This is a genomic window from Brevundimonas sp. DW-iso22, assembly GCF_058725425.1.
This window is the reverse complement of sequence record NZ_JBZXEB010000005.1, coordinates 17,666-31,803: the sequence shown is the minus strand read 5'-3', so window position 1 is coordinate 31,803 and position 14,138 is coordinate 17,666. Positions and strand designations below refer to the sequence as shown.

Genomic DNA, 14,138 nt, shown 5'->3' with positions numbered 1-14,138 from the left:
CGCCGCAAGCAGCCGCGATTCCCAACCCGCAACGGGACCCTATTTATGACCAGCACAACACTGCCGGACCATCCCCACACCGAGTCCGAGGAGCACGATCACGGTGGCGTTCTAGGCTCCAATACGGAGCTGATCTTCGCCCTGACAAGTGGCCTTGCTCTGGGCCTTGGATTCGCCCTCGAGAAACTCGCAACGGGCCTTCCCGCTTGGATTCCCCTCGCCCTCTTCCTGATCGCCTACATCTTCGGCGGCTTTTTTACGGTGCGAGAAGCGTTCGAGAACCTCCGCCAGAAGCGCTTCGAGATCGATACCTTGATGCTCGTCGCAGCCGCAGGTGCGGCGGCGCTCGGGGCCTGGGCCGAAGGCGCTCTCCTGCTGTTTCTGTTCAGCATCGGCCACGCGCTCGAACACTACGCCATGGGCCGCGCCAAACGCGCGATCGAGGCCCTGGCCGAGCTTGCCCCCCGGACAGCCCATGTGCGACGCGACGGACAGGTCGTCGAATTGCCTGTCGAAGATCTGGTCGTCGGCGACACCGTGGTGGTGCGTCCAAACGAACGACTGCCCGCTGATGGCTTTGTCGTGGTCGGCACCACAAGCATCAACCAGGCCCCCGTGACCGGCGAAAGCATGCCTGTCGACAAGCAGCCCGTCGCGGATCCCGAGGCGGCGCGGGCGAGACCGGCCCAGGTCGGATCGCCGTCTCTCGTCTTCGCGGGCACCATCAATGGCTCAGGCGCCATCGAGATTGAGACGACCCGCACATCGAGCGACACCACCCTGGCCAAGGTGGTTCGGATGGTGAGTGAGGCCGAGACGCAGAAGTCGCCGACCCAGCGCTTCACGGACAGGTTCGAACGCATCTTCGTGCCTGTGGTGCTGGCGCTCGCCTTTGTCCTGCTGTTCGCCTGGGTCGTCGTCGATGAGCCGTTCCGCGACAGCTTCTATCGCGCCATGGCCGTGCTGGTCGCCGCGAGTCCTTGCGCGCTCGCCATCGCCACCCCGAGCGCCGTCCTATCGGGCGTCGCCCGTGCGGCGCGCGCCGGTGTCCTGATCAAGGGCGGCGCGCCGTTGGAGAACCTCGGCTCGCTCAACGCCATCGCCTTCGACAAGACCGGCACCCTGACCGAGGGACGGCCGCGGATCACCGACGTCATGACGGTGCGCGGGACGAAGGAGGGCGATCTTCTGGCGGTCGCTGTGGCGGTCGAACGGCTCAGCGACCACCCGTTGGCGGAGGCCATCGCGCGCGACGGTGGCGCACGCTTGCGCGATACGATCATCCCGGCCGCGATCGACCTCAAGAGCCTGACGGGCAAGGGCGTGACCGCCCAGCTGCACGGCGAGACGATCTGGATAGGGAAGCCGGAGATGTTCGGCGTCGATGGCGTAGCGCCGCTCGGCGACGAAACAACCTCTGTCGTCGCTCAATTGCGACTGCAGGGTCGAACCCTGATGGTGGTGCGACGCGGCACGCGCGATCTCGGTGTCATTGGGCTTCTTGATACGCCTCGCCCAGCGGCGCGGCCGACGCTGACCGCTCTTCGCGCCCTCGGCATCGGGCGAATGATCATGATCTCGGGCGATCACCAGAAGGCCGCACAGGCGATCGCCGGACAGGTCGGCCTGACAGAGGCTTGGGGCGACCTCATGCCCGAGGACAAGGTTGACGCCATCAAACGCCTTCGCGCTGACGGCAAGATCGCCATGGTCGGCGACGGGGTGAACGACGCCCCGGCCATGGCCACGGCGACCGTCGGTATCGCGATGGGCGCGGCTGGCTCCGATGTTGCGCTTGAGACCGCCGACGTCGCCCTGATGTCGGACGACCTGTCGCAGCTGCCCTTCACCGTCGGTCTCAGCCGACAGACGCGGCGCATCATTCTCCAGAATCTCTACGTCAGTCTCGGAATCGTCGCCTTCCTTGTGCCGGCGACGATCCTCGGCCTTGGCATCGGCCCTGCCGTGGCGCTCCACGAGGGGTCGACCCTGCTGGTGGTGTTCAACGCTCTGCGCCTGCTCGGCTACCACGACCGAACGGCGCCCATCCTTCCCAGTGCAATCCCGGCCGCCCCCGTGGCCCCGCCGGCTCTCTCGAGGACATCGTCATGAAGCGTTTCGGATGGATTTCCGTCATCGCCGTCTTTCTCGCCCTGTCGGCCTTCGCCTTCGGGATGATCTCGCGGCAAACCCGCGAGGTCCCTGCGGCGCCGTCGGCGGCTGACTCTCGCCCGAGCGACACCGAGGCAAGCCACGCTGGCGAGACCACGGACAGCCCATCGACTCGCGCCTATCGCGAGGCCAGCGCGAAGATGCACCAGGCCATGAGCATCAACTACACGGGCGACGCCGACATCGACTTCCTGCGCGGAATGATCGCCCACCACGAGGGTGCGCTCGCAATGGCCCAGGTCGCCGTCGAGCATGGCGAAGCCCGCGACGTGCGCAGTCTGGCCGATGAGATCATCGCGGCCCAGGAATCCGAAATTGTCCGGATGAGAATCCTTCTTGCGCGCCATGAGGACACGCCCGCGCCCAACGCAAGGCCCTGACGCATGGCCGGCAAACGCTTCACCGTGCGCGGCCGGAGCATTCGTTGGCGGGAAGGCCGCTATCGCCAACGAGGTAGGCGGCGGCTCCAGGCGCGCCCGCTGAAGCCACGGCCCGTGCTCGATACGCTCGTCGCCATCGGGGTCAGCCTGTTCGCAGGAGGCCTGGTCTTCTGCATGGCCCTTCTGCTGCTGGGCGCACACAAGGTGCCGCTGCATTTTGGGTACGGGGCCATTCTGGGCGGCGTGATCGGCTGCTCGTTTGTGTTTGGACCCCGCGATAGGCCAGGACTGATGGTCGTCGGAGGCTTGGTCGTCGTTTGGGTTTTGGGAACGGCCGTTCTCTACGCTTCGCGAGACCAGATCGTCCTGCGTCCACATGAGCACCGCAGCGCCGCCGCCGGGTCTGCGCCACGGAAGGCTGACTGAATGCCCGAAGCCGCGCTGACCGAGCCGTCGCCTCGCCCCATCCGGATCGCGCGCGGCGGCTGGCTGGACGCGCTGCGTTTTATCGTAGGGGCGCTGATCATCCTCTACCATTTCCGCGAGGCCGCGCCTGTGCCTCTCGGACAACTGCATCCAGTCTTCGAGCGCGGCTATCTGCTCACCGACTTCTTCATCATCGACTCCGGCTATGTCCTGGCCCGCATCTACGGTGATCGCCTCGCGTCCGGACAGGCCTCGCTGCGCGCCTATGCGCGCCAGCGCCTGCTGCGGGTCATTCCGGCCCACCTGGCGGTCAGCCTCGTTCTGGTGCTGCTCGTCGGCGGCGCCGCCCTGGCCGGGATCGCGCCCAGCAATCCGCGCTGGTTCGACTGGTCGCAACTGCCCGCGCAGGTGCTACTGGTCCAGGCCTATGGCGTGCCGGGCGGGCAGGGGTGGAACGCCCCGACCTGGACCCTCTCGGCCCTGATCGGCTGCTATCTCCTGCTGCCCTGGATCTGCCGCGCTCTGTGGCGCTGGCCGCCGGTCGCAGTGGTGATCGGCGCGACGCTCCTCGTCGTCGCCGCCGATATCGCCGCTTCGCTGTGGCTCGGCGATCCGATCTACCGCCTGCCGATGCGCTACGGCATCCTGCGCGCCCTGCCGCTCTTCCTGCTCGGGGTCGCGGCGGCCTTCTACGGTTCGCGGGTCTGTGTCGCGCCACACCGGGCCAGGGCGATCGGCCTCGCCGCCGCCTTCGCGCTCGTGGGGCTGCAGGCCTTCGGCGCCTTCAGCCTGCTGTCGCTGGGCCTGATGACCGTGATCATCTGGGCCGCCGGCGCCGTGCCGGTGCGCAGTCCTTCACGGATGATCGAGCATTTGGCCCTTATGTCTTTCTCGATGTTCCTCACCAATGAGGTGAGCCGCATCGTCTGGTTCGGCTTGCTCGACGCCTTGGGACAGGAGGCCTGGTCGTCCGACGTTCGCTGGGTCCTGTGGGCCATCGGCTTGGTCGGGGCGTTCGTGGCCGCCGCCGTGTTTCGCTACGGCTTCGACCGACCGGTCCAGACCTGGCTTAGTCCGTCCCGACGACCGGGGTCGACCCGAAGGTCGGCCGCCGCCACGGAACGGGCCGTGGAATTGGGCGGCCCCGGCGTCGCCGCGCCCGGGCGCCCGGGGCAGGCCGCCATCGACCCGCCCCGGGCTTGATCAGGGGCGCGGCTCAGTGCTTGTGGGCCCGGACCCCCGCGGCCGCCTCCGGCTCTGTCTGGGGGGCCAGATCCCGGGCCGCGCCGGGGCGCTGCGGGCGGCAGGCCGGACACAGACCCTGGCCTTCGAGCGTGATCCGTTCGATCTCGTAGCCCGCCGCTGTCGCGGCCGCGCCCAGCGACGCCATGCCGGACGAAGGGATCTGGCGACAGAAGCCGCAACAGTCGCACAGAAGAAAAACCGCAGGCGAACCGAGGCGTTCGGGATCGCAGGCCACATAGGCCTTGAGGCTGGAAAGACGATGGATCAGACCGTGAGTTTCGAGGAACTGCAGCGCCCGATAGACCGTAGCCGGCTTCGCGACGCGAGCATCCTGGTGATACGTCGCCACGAGATCATAGGCCTTGGCCGGAGCGCCCGCGACGAGCAGGAGCTCCAGCACCCTGCGCCGGGGGCGCGTCAGCTTATCCCCGGTGGCGGCGACGCTGGCGGCGGCAGCGTCCAGGGCGCGTTCCACCTGTGCGGCCGTTGGCGGCGCGGTCTCACGGTCGTGCGGACAAGGCGAGGTCATCGAGGGGCTGGGCCCGCCTCCAGGGTTCGTCGGACGGCGCTCTCCACTCCAAGGGAACGGCGGGCTCATTTTTTAGCTTGCACCTACAGTCGCTGGAGGAGGTAGCCTTGCCCTATAGAGATCACAAGGAACAGACATGACGGCGCAACCCCTCGAAAGCCGATACCGGGTCACCGGGATGGATTGCGCCAGCTGCGGCCGCAAGATCGACACGGCGATCCGCAGGCTGCCGGGCGTCGAGGACGTCTCGGTGGCGGTGCAGACCGGCGTGCTCAAGATCCGGCATGGCGGAGACCTCGCCGACGAGGCGGTCCTGCAGCAACTGCGCAACCTCGGCTACATCGGAGAAGCGGCCGCGCCGACGTCCGGAGCCGTCGCTGCGGCGGCGGGCCCACCTCCGGCGGCCGCCCGGGCCGGGGGCGCCCCGTGGTGGTGGACCGGCAAGGCCCGCCTCACCGCGCTCTGCGGCCTGGCGCTGTTGTCCGCCTATGGACTGGGCACGCTGTTCCCCTCCCTCGAACGATACGCCTTCCTCGCCGCCCTGGCCGTGGGGCTGATTCCGATCGCGTCGCGCGCCTTTTCGGCGGCGCGCCACGGCACGCCCTTCTCCATCGAAATGCTGATGACCATCGCCGCCGTCGGCGCCGTCTTCATCGGGGCCGCGGAAGAGGCCGCCGCCGTCGTCCTGTTGTTCCTGGTCGGCGAGATGCTCGAAGGGGTGGCGGCCGGACGCGCGCGCAAGAGCATCCAGGGGCTCGCCGCCCTCGTGCCCAAGACCGCCTTCGTCGAGGCGGACGGGGTGACCACGGAGGTCGCCGCCGAGACCGTGGCGGTGGGCGCGATCATCCTGGTCCGGCCCGGAGACCGCGTTCCGGCGGACGGCGAGATCATCGAGGGCGCGGGAGACCTCGACGAGGCCCCGGTGACGGGCGAGAGCGTGCCCAGGCGCAAGGTCGTGGGCGATCCTGTGTTCGCCGGCACGATTAACGGCGGCAGCGTCCTGCGGGTGCGCGTGACGGCCTCGGCCTCGGACAACACCATCGCCCGGGTGGTGCGTCTCGTCGAGGAGGCGCAGGAATCGAAATCGCCGACCGAACGCTTCATCGACCGCTTCTCGAAAATCTACACGCCGGGCGTGCTCGTGTTCGCCGCCCTCGTCGCGGTCACGCCGCCGCTGCTGTTCGGCGGGACGTGGAGCGAATGGATCTACAAGGGTCTCGCCGTGCTGCTGATCGGCTGCCCCTGCGCCCTCGTCATCTCCACCCCGGCCGCCATCGCCGCCGGCCTGTCGGCGGGCGCCCGGCGCGGCCTGCTCATGAAGGGCGGGGCCGTGCTGGAAACGCTGGGCAAGATCACGGCGATCGCCTTCGACAAGACGGGGACCCTGACCGCCGGCAAGCCCGTCGTCACCGACGTCGTCGCCGGAACGCGGGACGCCTCCCTCCTGCTGACGCTGGCGGCCGCGCTGGAAACGGGATCGAGCCATCCGCTCGCCCTCGCCATCCTCGCCCGAGCCGAGGCGGATAAGATCACGGCGCCACCGTCGTCGGCCACCCAGGCCATTGCGGGGGAGGGCGTAGAAGGCGAGGTCGGCGGCGAACGCATCTTCCTCGGCTCGCCGCTGGCCGCGGCCCGACGCGCGCCGATCACGCCGGCGCAGGACGCGACCATCGCCGCTCTGAACGCCGAGGGCAAGACGGTTTCCGTCCTTGTCGTCGAGGAGGGCGTCGCCGGCTTCCTCGCCATGCGCGACGAGGCGCGGCCCGACGCGGTTCAGGGGCTGGCTGACCTCAAGGGGCGGGGCATCCGCACCGTCATGCTGACGGGCGACAACCGCCGCACGGCGGAGGCGGTCGCAGCCGCGCTGGGCCTCGAGCCCCGGGCCGAGCTGCTGCCGCAGGACAAGCTGGTGATCGTCAAGGCGCTTCAGGCCGAGGGTCTGGTGGTCGCCAAGGTTGGGGACGGCATCAACGACGCCCCGGCCCTGGCCCAGGCGGATGTCGGCATCGCCATGGGCGGCGGCACCGACGTGGCCCTGGAGACGGCGGACGCCGCCGTCCTGCACGGCCGGGTCAGGGACATTCCCGACATGATCGCCTTGTCCCGCGGAGTGATGGGCAATATCCGGCAGAACATCACCATCGCCTTGGGCTTGAAGGCGGTGTTCCTGGTCACCACCGTGATCGGGGTGACGGGCCTGTGGCCCGCCATCCTCGCTGACACCGGAGCCACGGTCCTGGTCACCGCCAACGCCATGCGCCTGCTGCGCTGGACGCCGCGTCGTCAACCGTCGTGACTGCCGGCGGTGCGCCTTCTCAGGCCCCGTTGTGGCGACCGAACACGCGGGTCGAACCGTCGTTGAGGATCAGGACGGTCGCATAGGGTTCGCGCCCGGCGGCCTCCATGCCCGGCGAGCCCGCCGGCATGCCGGGCGCGCTTAGTGCGCGGGCGGCGGGGCGTTCGCCGAGCAGCCGCTCGACATCGCTCGACGGAACATGGCCCTCGATGGCGTAGGCGCCGACCACCGCTGTGTGGCACGAGGCGAGGCGGTCCGGAATGCCATGCCGGGCCCGGATCGGGGCGAGATCCTCGCGCTCGACGACCTCGACGTTCCAGCCCGCCTGGCGCATGTGGGCGATCCAGCCGCCGCAGCAGCCGCACCATGGCGTCTTGTAGGCGATCATCCGTTTCGGGGGCGCGGCGAGGGCCGGGCCGGCCACGGCGACCAGGGGCAGGCCGAACACGAGGGTCCGGCGGGACAAGCGCGGGCGAGTTTGAACCAAAGTGAGCGCTCCTTGGGAGTCCAAATCCCACCATGGCGGGCGCGGGCCGGTTTGGCGACGGGCGCAGTTGTCGCGCCCTGACCTGACGTCGCCCAGGCGTTGAGCGCCGGCTAAGTCCGCCCATATCGCAGCGGAACCTCTGGTAGAAGGCCCGCACCCGCCCGGGCAGGACACAGCCCCCTGCTCGGCCGGCCCGGCCAAGCGAATCCGTTCGCCTGAGGCGCCCGGGGTCTCGCAACCATGCCTTCGCTGACGTATCGCGACCGTACGAGGCCGGTCACGCAAGCGCTGATCCCCGTGGAATGGTCATGGGCGACGGGATTGAGGAGCCGGCGGAAGCCGGAGGCGAAGCGTCCGCTGCGGCGAACCGTGGCGTCGAGAGCTAGCCCGCCGACGCTTGCGGGGCCCCGAAGGCGCCAAAAACTGCATGTGAGCGGCAACGGCCTCCGCCCGGCCGTATAAGGCGCAACACGGCGCGCGCGACCAACAGGCTGACTTTTCGCGCGGGCCCGCTCGCGAAGACGAGCCTTCGGCCCTCGAGGGCAGCGAGGACGAGGCCGGCCCGGCGCGCCCGGGCCGACGCATTACGTCCCTGGCTCAAGACCAGCGCCTCTCTGTTCCGGAGCCCGCCGACCCCACAATCTCGGTTGCGCCGCCGATTGTAGATGAACTCGCGGGCAAGTGCGGAGATCCAAATCGCAAGCGGTTCAGTGATCCGTGGTCGAATGCATGTGAGCTTGAGGTCGCCGGCCGGCCCCTGATGTCCGGTCCACCGCATTTCCACATGATCTCGGCTCGGCGAAGTACGGGTTTGACGAGGTCGGGAGGCGTCGCCGTTCGGAACATCGTCCCGGCGCCGGGGTTGGATCCCGATCACCCGAGGGAGCCTCCGATGCAAATCCAACCAATGATCAGCACCCACCCCGACGTACGCGGCAGCGTGAACGACAGCCTCATTCGCGCGATCGAAGCGGGCTACGGCTGCGCCGCCGTATGCCGCATCTGCGCTGACGCCTGCCTGGCCGAGGAGATGGTCAGGGACCTGACCCAGTGCATCCGGCTCGATCTCGACTGCGCCGATGTCTGTCTGGCTACGGCCGGGCTCGCCGTGCGGCGCGCCGGCAGCAACGAGGCCTTGATCAAGCGCATGCTCGAGACCTGCGCCGAGGCTTGCGCCGACTGCGCCATCGAGTGCGAGAAGCACGCCGAGATGCACGAGCATTGCCGTATCTGCGCCGAAGAATGCCGGCGTTGCGAAGATGCTTGCCGCGAGGCGGCCGCGTCGATCAGGCCTTCACGGCACTGAGGCTGACCGCTGTCATCGGCACAGGGTCGTAGCTTCGACGCTAGCTCGAGCCCAGCTCATCAATCACCGGGCACCTAACCCGTCCGCCTTCACTGCAGTCGGCCACAGCCTGCCTCAGCACTTTCCGTAGCCTCTGCAGATCCTCGATCTTGGCGTCCACGCTGGCGATGTGGTCTTGGGCCATGTCGCGGACTTCGCAGCACGCCTGAACGCCCGGCTCGCTCAGCGCGATCAGGCGCCGAATGGCGTCGATGCCGAAGCCCAGTTCGCGCGACCGGCGGATGAAGCGCAGACGCTGGGCGTGTTCCGGCTCATAGCTGCGGTGGCCGCCCTCGGTCCGGGCCGGCGCGGGCATCAGCCCGATACGTTCGTAGTAGCGCACCGTTTCCAGGTTCACCCCGGCGCTGTCAGCGAGGCGCCCGATCGTCAAACTTCGTGCGGACATGGCTCTTGATCCCGTAGCGGCTACGGGTTGTAGCCTGTAGCAGAAATCGAACGGGAGGTCCTATGGCCATCGATTACGACCGGCCCCGCATGCCCGAGGTCGCCATCAGCGCCTCGGCCGCCCTCGGCGGTGTCGCCTCGGTGTTCGCCTGGGCCGCGTGCTGCGTGTTGCCTCTGGCTCTGTCCGTGGCGGGCGTATCCTTCGCCGGCGCCGCGGTCATCGCGGGTGCGCGGAACTGGCTGACGCTTCTGGCCGCCGTCATCCTGGCCGCGGGCTGGCTGCTGCATTGGCGTCGCCTGCGGATGTGTCGGAAAGACGGGGCCTGCCGCCACCCTTCGCGGCTCGCCTTCTGGCTGCTGGTGATCGCCAGTCTGCTGATCGTCCTTTCCATGGCCTGGCAGCCGTACATCGAGCCGTGGGTCATGCCGCGACTGGCGGCCATGCGATGACCCGGGCCATCGTTCTGGATTCGACGCTGACCTGCCCGGATTGCGGTCATGTTGCGACGGAGACCATGCCCACCGACGCCTGCATCTGGTTTTACGATTGTCTCGGCTGCGGCGTGAAGCTGAAGCCCCTACCCGGCGACTGCTGCGTGTTCTGCTCCTATGCCGACGTGCCGTGTCCGCCGATCCAGGTAGATGGCAAGGGGTGTTGCAGCTAGGCTACGGCGGCATTGCTGCATTCCCGGAGTTCGCCGTGACCGACCACGCCACGCCCAACCTACCGTCGCGGGATTTCGAAGTTACGTCCCAGTTCTACACTCGACTGGGCTTCGACCAGGACTGGCGCGACAAAGGCTGGATGATCCTGAAAAGAGGCGGTTTGACGCTGGAGTTCTTCCCGCATCCGGACGTGGATCCGCTGACCAGCAACTTCGGCTGCTGCCTGCGGCTGGACGACCTGGACGGGTTTTACGCAGGGTGCGTCGTTTCAGGATTGCCGGAAACCAGCTGGGGCCACCCCCGCCTGCACGCGCCGAAGCTTGAGGAGTCGGGACTGCGGATCGGCGCGCTCATCGACCCGGACGGAAACTTGATCCGCCTTATCCAGAACTGAGGCGTCCGGCGGCTCCCCCACGGGAAACCGCCGGAAACCATCGATGCGACGATCAGTTGTGGTCGGCGTGGCCCTGAGGCGCGGGCGTATCCGACGGCGCCGGGGCGGGCGGCGTCGGCTCGGGCGGGGCGGGCTCGGTCTTCATCTCGTCGCAGCAGCTCATGGCGGCGTCCGCGGCCATGTCCTTGCAGCACTCGCAGCCCTCGGCGGCGAGGGCCGCGCCGGCGCTCAGGGTCACGATCGCGCCGGCGGCGGCCAGCAGGTTGGAAACTTTCATCGTCGTTCTCCTAGTGAATCATGAAGCTGACGGAGCCGGACATCTTGTGACCGTCCGGGCCTTCGGCGGTCCAGGCGGCAGTGTAGGTGCCCGGCGCGAGGCGCGGAAGAGCCACGCCGACGGTGGCGGCGGCCGGTGCGGCGGGGACAGTGACGTCGACCGGAGCCTGCCCCTCGGCGGAGAGGGCGACGGTCTTGAGGACCATGGCGTGGGGGAAGGTGACGCTGAACCGCTCGGGCGACCCCTGGGTCATCGCGCCATTCGCAGGGACGGTCGTGATGCCAGATTGGGGCACAGCGGCCTGGGCCGGCATAGCGTGACCCGCATGCGGGTCCTGGGCGGCGGCGGCGCCAGCGAACGCGAGGGCGGCGGTGACAACGAGAGTGCGGATCATCATGGGGTGGTCTCCTTCGGTTAGAACCAGGCCTTGAGGCCGACGACGAAGCGGGTGTCGTCGGTCTCGCCGCCTCGGGCCTCGATGTAGTCGGCGGTATCGCCGAACGCGCGGCTCCACTCGATGCCGACATAGGGGGCGAACTCCTTGCGGAATTCGTAGCGCAGTCGCAGGCCCGCCTCGATCGAGGACAGGCCCGAACCGATCTCCAGTTCCGGAATGTCGCTGGCTGAAGCGTCGATTTCGAGGCGGGGCTGAAGGATCAGGCGCTGGGTGATGCGCTGGTCGTATTCGGCCTCGACGCGGGCGGTCAGGTCGCCGTCGGTCGACAGGAAGGCGGCGGCGTCGACTTCCCACCAATGGGGCGCCAGGCCCTGCAGGCCGAGGACCAGATGCGTGGTGTCCTCGCCGTCGGGCCGGAAGTCCTGACGCACGCCGGCCTGAACGTCCCAGAAGGGCGTGACCGCGCGGCTGTAGAGCGCCTGGACTTCAGCCTCCTCGAGCGCGCCGCCGAAGTCGCCTTCGCCCTCGGACTTCCACCAGAAGCGATTGATGTCGCCGCCCGTCCAGCCCTGGACGTCCCAGAGGTAGGTCTCGCCGTCGTCGCCGAAGCCGGCTTCGAGGCGATCGAGAATGACGGCCGTGGTGCGGACGTCGCCGTTTTCGTGAATCAGGGTCCGGCGAGAGGCGGCCATGGCCTCGGCGCCGAAGACGAGATCGGCGGCGTGGGCAGGGCCGGCCAGGGCGGCGGCCGGGAGCGGGTCCTCCGGAGGACGGCCGGGATTGTCGGCGCTGGTCGCCACATCGGGCGGCCCCATGCTCATGGTCGACATGTCATGCCCGGCGTGAGGGTCGGTCTGCGCGGGCGACATGGCCGACATGTCGTGGCCCGCGTGCGGATCAGCCTGGCCGGGCGTCGCCGCCGGCATCTGGTGTCCCGCGTGCGGGTCTACGGGCGCGGGCTGCGCCGGCATCTGGTGGCCTGCATGCGGATCCGCGGCGGGCGGCGTCTGCGCGGGCGGCATGACGTGACCGGCGTGCGGATCCTGCGCCGGTCGGGCCGGCGCCTGTGGCGTGGGCCGCGGTGCTGGCGCGGGGCGTGTCGGCGCCGCGGTCGCCGGCATAGTGTGGCCCGTGTGAGTGTCCTGGGCCTGGGCGCTGAAGGCGCTGACGGCGAGCACCAGCGGGGCGAGGGCGACGGCGAGGCGGCTCATGACGCGGCTCCGTCCATGGGCCGCACCGTCACAACATTGAACATGCCGGCGTGCATGTGCATCAGCATGTGGCAGTGGAAGGCCCAGTCGCCGGGCGCGTCGGCGGTCAGATCGAAGGTCACCTTGCCGCCGGGCGCGACGTTGACCGTATGCTTGAGGGGCTGGTGACCGGTGGGTCCGCCGGTCACCAGTTCAAAGAAATGACCATGCAGATGGATCGGGTGGGCCATCATGGTGTCGTTGACCAGGGTCACCCGCACCCGCTCGTTGCGCTCGAAGCGGATCGGTTCGACCAGTTCGCTGAACTTTCGGCCGTCGAAGCCCCACATGAACCGCTCCATGTTGCCTGTCAGGTGGATCTCCATCGTCCGAGACGGGGGGCGCGGGTCCTTGTTCGGCTGGAGCGACACCAGGTCGGTGTAGACGAGGACGCGATGATCGACTGTAGTGAGACCGATCGGACGCTCACCCAGACGGTTGGCGGGGTCCATGGCGATCGCATCGACGCCGACGCCCACCGCCATGTCGGGCGGAGCGTTCTCGGGATCGCGCATGTTCATGCCCGACATGGACATCCCGGCCATCTCGCCGGCCGCGGGCGCGTTCTGGGCCGGAGCCGCGTGGTCCATGCCGGCCATCGCGCCATGATCCATACCGGACATGTCGGCCATCGCGCCGTGATCCATTCCGCCCATGCCCATGTCGCGCATGGTGAGGTTCGGGACCTCTCGCAGGGGAGGGACCTCGGCGGTCATGCCCAGGCGCGGCGCCAGGGTCGCCCGGCCCATGCCGGACCGGTCGATGGCTTCGGAGACGATGGTGTAGGCGCGGTCCTCGGTCGGCTGGACGATGACGTCGTAGGTCTCGGCGACCGAAATCTGGAACTCGTCCGTCTCGACCGGGCGCACGTTCTCGCCGTCGGCCTGCACCACGGTCATCGGCAAGCCCGGGATGCGAACGTTGAAGATGGACATGGCCGACGCGTTGATGATGCGCAGCCGCACCCGCTCGCCGGGCCGGAACAGGCCGGTCCAGTTCTCCTGCGGTCCATGGCCGTTGATCAGATAGGTGTAGGTCGACCCGCTGACGTCGAGGATGTCGCGCGGGTCCATCCGCATCTGGCCCCACATGCGCCGTTCCTCCAGGCTCATGCGGTCGCTGCCGTCCATGAGCCCCGCCAGCGTGGTGCGCTGCTGGTTGAAGTAACCCGGGCTCTTCTTCAGCTTGGCCAGGATTTCGTGCGGATGCATGAAACTCCAGTCCGACAGGACCAGCACATGCTCGCGGTCGTAGGCGACCGGATCGGCGCCCGCCGGGTCGATCACGATTGGGCCGTAGTGACCCATCGCCTCCTGTAGGCCAGAGTGACTGTGATACCAGAAGGTGCCCGACTGCTTGATCGGGAACTCGTAGACGAAGGTCTCACGGGCCTTGATGCCGGGGAAGCTGATGCCGGGCACACCATCCATCTGGAACGGGACGAGCAGGCCGTGCCAGTGGATTGAGGTGTCCTCGTCCAGCGTATTGGTCACCGCTAGCCGGACGTTCTGGCCTTCTCTAAGGCGTAGCAGCGGCGCCGGCAGAACGCCGTTGATGGTCACCGCATGGCCGGTGCGGCCGCCCACGGTGAAGGGCGTGTGTCCGACGGTCAGGTCGATGTTCGGTCCCGTCAGCGTCGGAAGATCCGCCCGCAGTCCCGCCGATCCGGTTTGCGCCCAGGCGGGGAGCAGACCCTGCAGGCCCAGCAGCCCGCCGCCGGCGGCTGCGCCACGGAGAAGCGTTCGGCGATCGAGGCGGGGCGTGGACATAGGCGAGAAATTCCTTGGTCGGGCTATTCAGCCGTTCGTTCAGATACGCGGCCGGGCGGCGTATCCCTCGCGTCAGGATGCCGCAGACGTCGGGATTGCA

General features: G+C 68.6%; 16 protein-coding genes. 9 read left to right on the top strand and 7 right to left on the bottom strand.

What is annotated here, in order from left to right; all coding sequences use genetic code 11:
- Positions 1-45: 45 nt before the first annotated feature.
- From AC4PRM_RS08860 to AC4PRM_RS08845, 4 genes are all read left to right on the top strand, one after another.
- Positions 46-2,112, top strand: coding sequence for a heavy metal translocating P-type ATPase (locus tag AC4PRM_RS08860; RefSeq protein ID WP_419756383.1), 2,067 nt, complete (start codon positions 46-48; stop codon positions 2,110-2,112).
- A complete protein-coding gene (gene copM / locus AC4PRM_RS08855; RefSeq protein WP_419756327.1) occupies positions 2,109-2,552 on the top strand; it encodes a CopM family metallochaperone in 444 nt (147 codons plus the stop codon). Before AC4PRM_RS08860 ends, copM begins: the two co-directional genes overlap by 4 nt.
- A gap of 114 nt (positions 2,553-2,666) precedes the next feature.
- A complete protein-coding gene (locus tag AC4PRM_RS08850; RefSeq protein ID WP_422675200.1) occupies positions 2,667-2,978 on the top strand; it encodes a hypothetical protein in 312 nt (103 codons plus the stop codon).
- A complete protein-coding gene (locus AC4PRM_RS08845; RefSeq protein ID WP_134581248.1) occupies positions 2,979-4,181 on the top strand; it encodes an acyltransferase family protein in 1,203 nt (400 codons plus the stop codon).
- Between the two features lie 13 nt (positions 4,182-4,194).
- Here the strand turns inward: AC4PRM_RS08845 and AC4PRM_RS08840 are convergent, their stop codons facing one another.
- Entirely contained in the window at positions 4,195-4,698 is a 504-nt protein-coding gene (locus tag AC4PRM_RS08840) for a Fur family transcriptional regulator (RefSeq protein ID WP_419756325.1), read from the bottom strand.
- 190 nt (positions 4,699-4,888) lie between these two features.
- Here AC4PRM_RS08840 and AC4PRM_RS08835 point away from each other — a divergent pair, with 190 nt between their 5' ends.
- Complete coding sequence (locus AC4PRM_RS08835; RefSeq protein ID WP_419756324.1) at positions 4,889-7,048, top strand: heavy metal translocating P-type ATPase; 2,160 nt, start codon at positions 4,889-4,891, stop codon at positions 7,046-7,048.
- A 19-nt stretch (positions 7,049-7,067) separates the two neighbouring features.
- On the opposite strand, the gene AC4PRM_RS08830 is transcribed toward AC4PRM_RS08835, so the two are convergent.
- Entirely contained in the window at positions 7,068-7,496 is a 429-nt protein-coding gene (locus tag AC4PRM_RS08830; RefSeq protein ID WP_134581245.1) for a DUF411 domain-containing protein, read from the bottom strand.
- A gap of 931 nt (positions 7,497-8,427) precedes the next feature.
- On the opposite strand from AC4PRM_RS08830, the gene AC4PRM_RS08825 reads away from it, so the two are divergent.
- On the top strand, positions 8,428-8,841 hold the full coding sequence (locus tag AC4PRM_RS08825) for a four-helix bundle copper-binding protein (RefSeq protein WP_040349354.1): 414 nt from the start codon (positions 8,428-8,430) through the stop codon (positions 8,839-8,841).
- Between the two features lie 40 nt (positions 8,842-8,881).
- Here the strand turns inward: AC4PRM_RS08825 and AC4PRM_RS08820 are convergent, their stop codons facing one another.
- Positions 8,882-9,286 (bottom strand): MerR family transcriptional regulator, encoded by a 405-nt coding sequence (locus AC4PRM_RS08820; RefSeq protein ID WP_040349355.1) that lies wholly within the window; start codon positions 9,284-9,286, stop codon positions 8,882-8,884.
- A gap of 62 nt (positions 9,287-9,348) precedes the next feature.
- Here AC4PRM_RS08820 and AC4PRM_RS08815 point away from each other — a divergent pair, with 62 nt between their 5' ends.
- The 3 genes from AC4PRM_RS08815 to AC4PRM_RS08805 are packed head-to-tail and all read left to right on the top strand — an operon-like array spanning position 9,349 to position 10,345.
- A complete protein-coding gene (locus tag AC4PRM_RS08815; protein WP_419756323.1) occupies positions 9,349-9,735 on the top strand; it encodes an MFS transporter permease in 387 nt (128 codons plus the stop codon).
- Entirely contained in the window at positions 9,732-9,950 is a 219-nt protein-coding gene (locus AC4PRM_RS08810; RefSeq protein ID WP_083793340.1) for a GDCCVxC domain-containing (seleno)protein, read from the top strand. The genes AC4PRM_RS08815 and AC4PRM_RS08810 overlap by 4 nt, the downstream gene beginning before the upstream one ends.
- Before the next feature lie 35 nt (positions 9,951-9,985).
- Positions 9,986-10,345, top strand: coding sequence for a bleomycin resistance protein (locus tag AC4PRM_RS08805; RefSeq protein WP_419756322.1), 360 nt, complete (start codon positions 9,986-9,988; stop codon positions 10,343-10,345).
- 52 nt (positions 10,346-10,397) lie between these two features.
- On the opposite strand, the gene AC4PRM_RS08800 is transcribed toward AC4PRM_RS08805, so the two are convergent.
- The 4 genes from AC4PRM_RS08800 to AC4PRM_RS08785 are packed head-to-tail and all read right to left on the bottom strand — an operon-like array spanning position 10,398 to position 14,038.
- The gene (locus tag AC4PRM_RS08800) at positions 10,398-10,622 is read right to left on the bottom strand and encodes an ammonium transporter family protein (protein WP_419756321.1); all 225 of its coding nucleotides are present in this window, start codon (positions 10,620-10,622) and stop codon (positions 10,398-10,400) included.
- Between the two features lie 10 nt (positions 10,623-10,632).
- Positions 10,633-11,019, bottom strand: coding sequence for a copper resistance CopC family protein (locus AC4PRM_RS08795; RefSeq protein ID WP_278069300.1), 387 nt, complete (start codon positions 11,017-11,019; stop codon positions 10,633-10,635).
- Between the two features lie 17 nt (positions 11,020-11,036).
- Positions 11,037-12,230, bottom strand: a complete 1,194-nt coding sequence (locus AC4PRM_RS08790; RefSeq protein WP_492039557.1) for a copper resistance protein B — start codon at positions 12,228-12,230, stop codon at positions 11,037-11,039.
- On the bottom strand, positions 12,227-14,038 hold the full coding sequence (locus AC4PRM_RS08785; protein WP_008264371.1) for a copper resistance system multicopper oxidase: 1,812 nt from the start codon (positions 14,036-14,038) through the stop codon (positions 12,227-12,229). The genes AC4PRM_RS08790 and AC4PRM_RS08785 overlap by 4 nt, the downstream gene beginning before the upstream one ends.
- Positions 14,039-14,138 lie beyond the last annotated feature (100 nt).

Bases quoted from the DNA above. Each gene is read 5' to 3' on its own strand.
- AC4PRM_RS08860 (WP_419756383.1), top strand. From the start codon at position 46: ATGACCAGCACAACACTGCCGGACCATCCCCACACCGAGTCCGAGGAG.
- copM (WP_419756327.1), top strand. From the start codon at position 2,109: ATGAAGCGTTTCGGATGGATTTCCGTCATCGCCGTCTTTCTCGCCCTG.
- AC4PRM_RS08845 (WP_134581248.1), top strand. From the start codon at position 2,979: ATGCCCGAAGCCGCGCTGACCGAGCCGTCGCCTCGCCCCATCCGGATC.
- AC4PRM_RS08835 (WP_419756324.1), top strand. From the start codon at position 4,889: ATGACGGCGCAACCCCTCGAAAGCCGATACCGGGTCACCGGGATGGAT.
- AC4PRM_RS08825 (WP_040349354.1), top strand. From the start codon at position 8,428: ATGCAAATCCAACCAATGATCAGCACCCACCCCGACGTACGCGGCAGC.
- AC4PRM_RS08820 (WP_040349355.1), bottom strand. From the start codon at position 9,286: ATGTCCGCACGAAGTTTGACGATCGGGCGCCTCGCTGACAGCGCCGGG.
- AC4PRM_RS08815 (WP_419756323.1), top strand. From the start codon at position 9,349: ATGGCCATCGATTACGACCGGCCCCGCATGCCCGAGGTCGCCATCAGC.
- AC4PRM_RS08810 (WP_083793340.1), top strand. From the start codon at position 9,732: ATGACCCGGGCCATCGTTCTGGATTCGACGCTGACCTGCCCGGATTGC.
- AC4PRM_RS08800 (WP_419756321.1), bottom strand. From the start codon at position 10,622: ATGAAAGTTTCCAACCTGCTGGCCGCCGCCGGCGCGATCGTGACCCTG.
- AC4PRM_RS08795 (WP_278069300.1), bottom strand. From the start codon at position 11,019: ATGATGATCCGCACTCTCGTTGTCACCGCCGCCCTCGCGTTCGCTGGC.
- AC4PRM_RS08790 (WP_492039557.1), bottom strand. From the start codon at position 12,230: ATGAGCCGCCTCGCCGTCGCCCTCGCCCCGCTGGTGCTCGCCGTCAGC.
- AC4PRM_RS08785 (WP_008264371.1), bottom strand. From the start codon at position 14,038: ATGTCCACGCCCCGCCTCGATCGCCGAACGCTTCTCCGTGGCGCAGCC.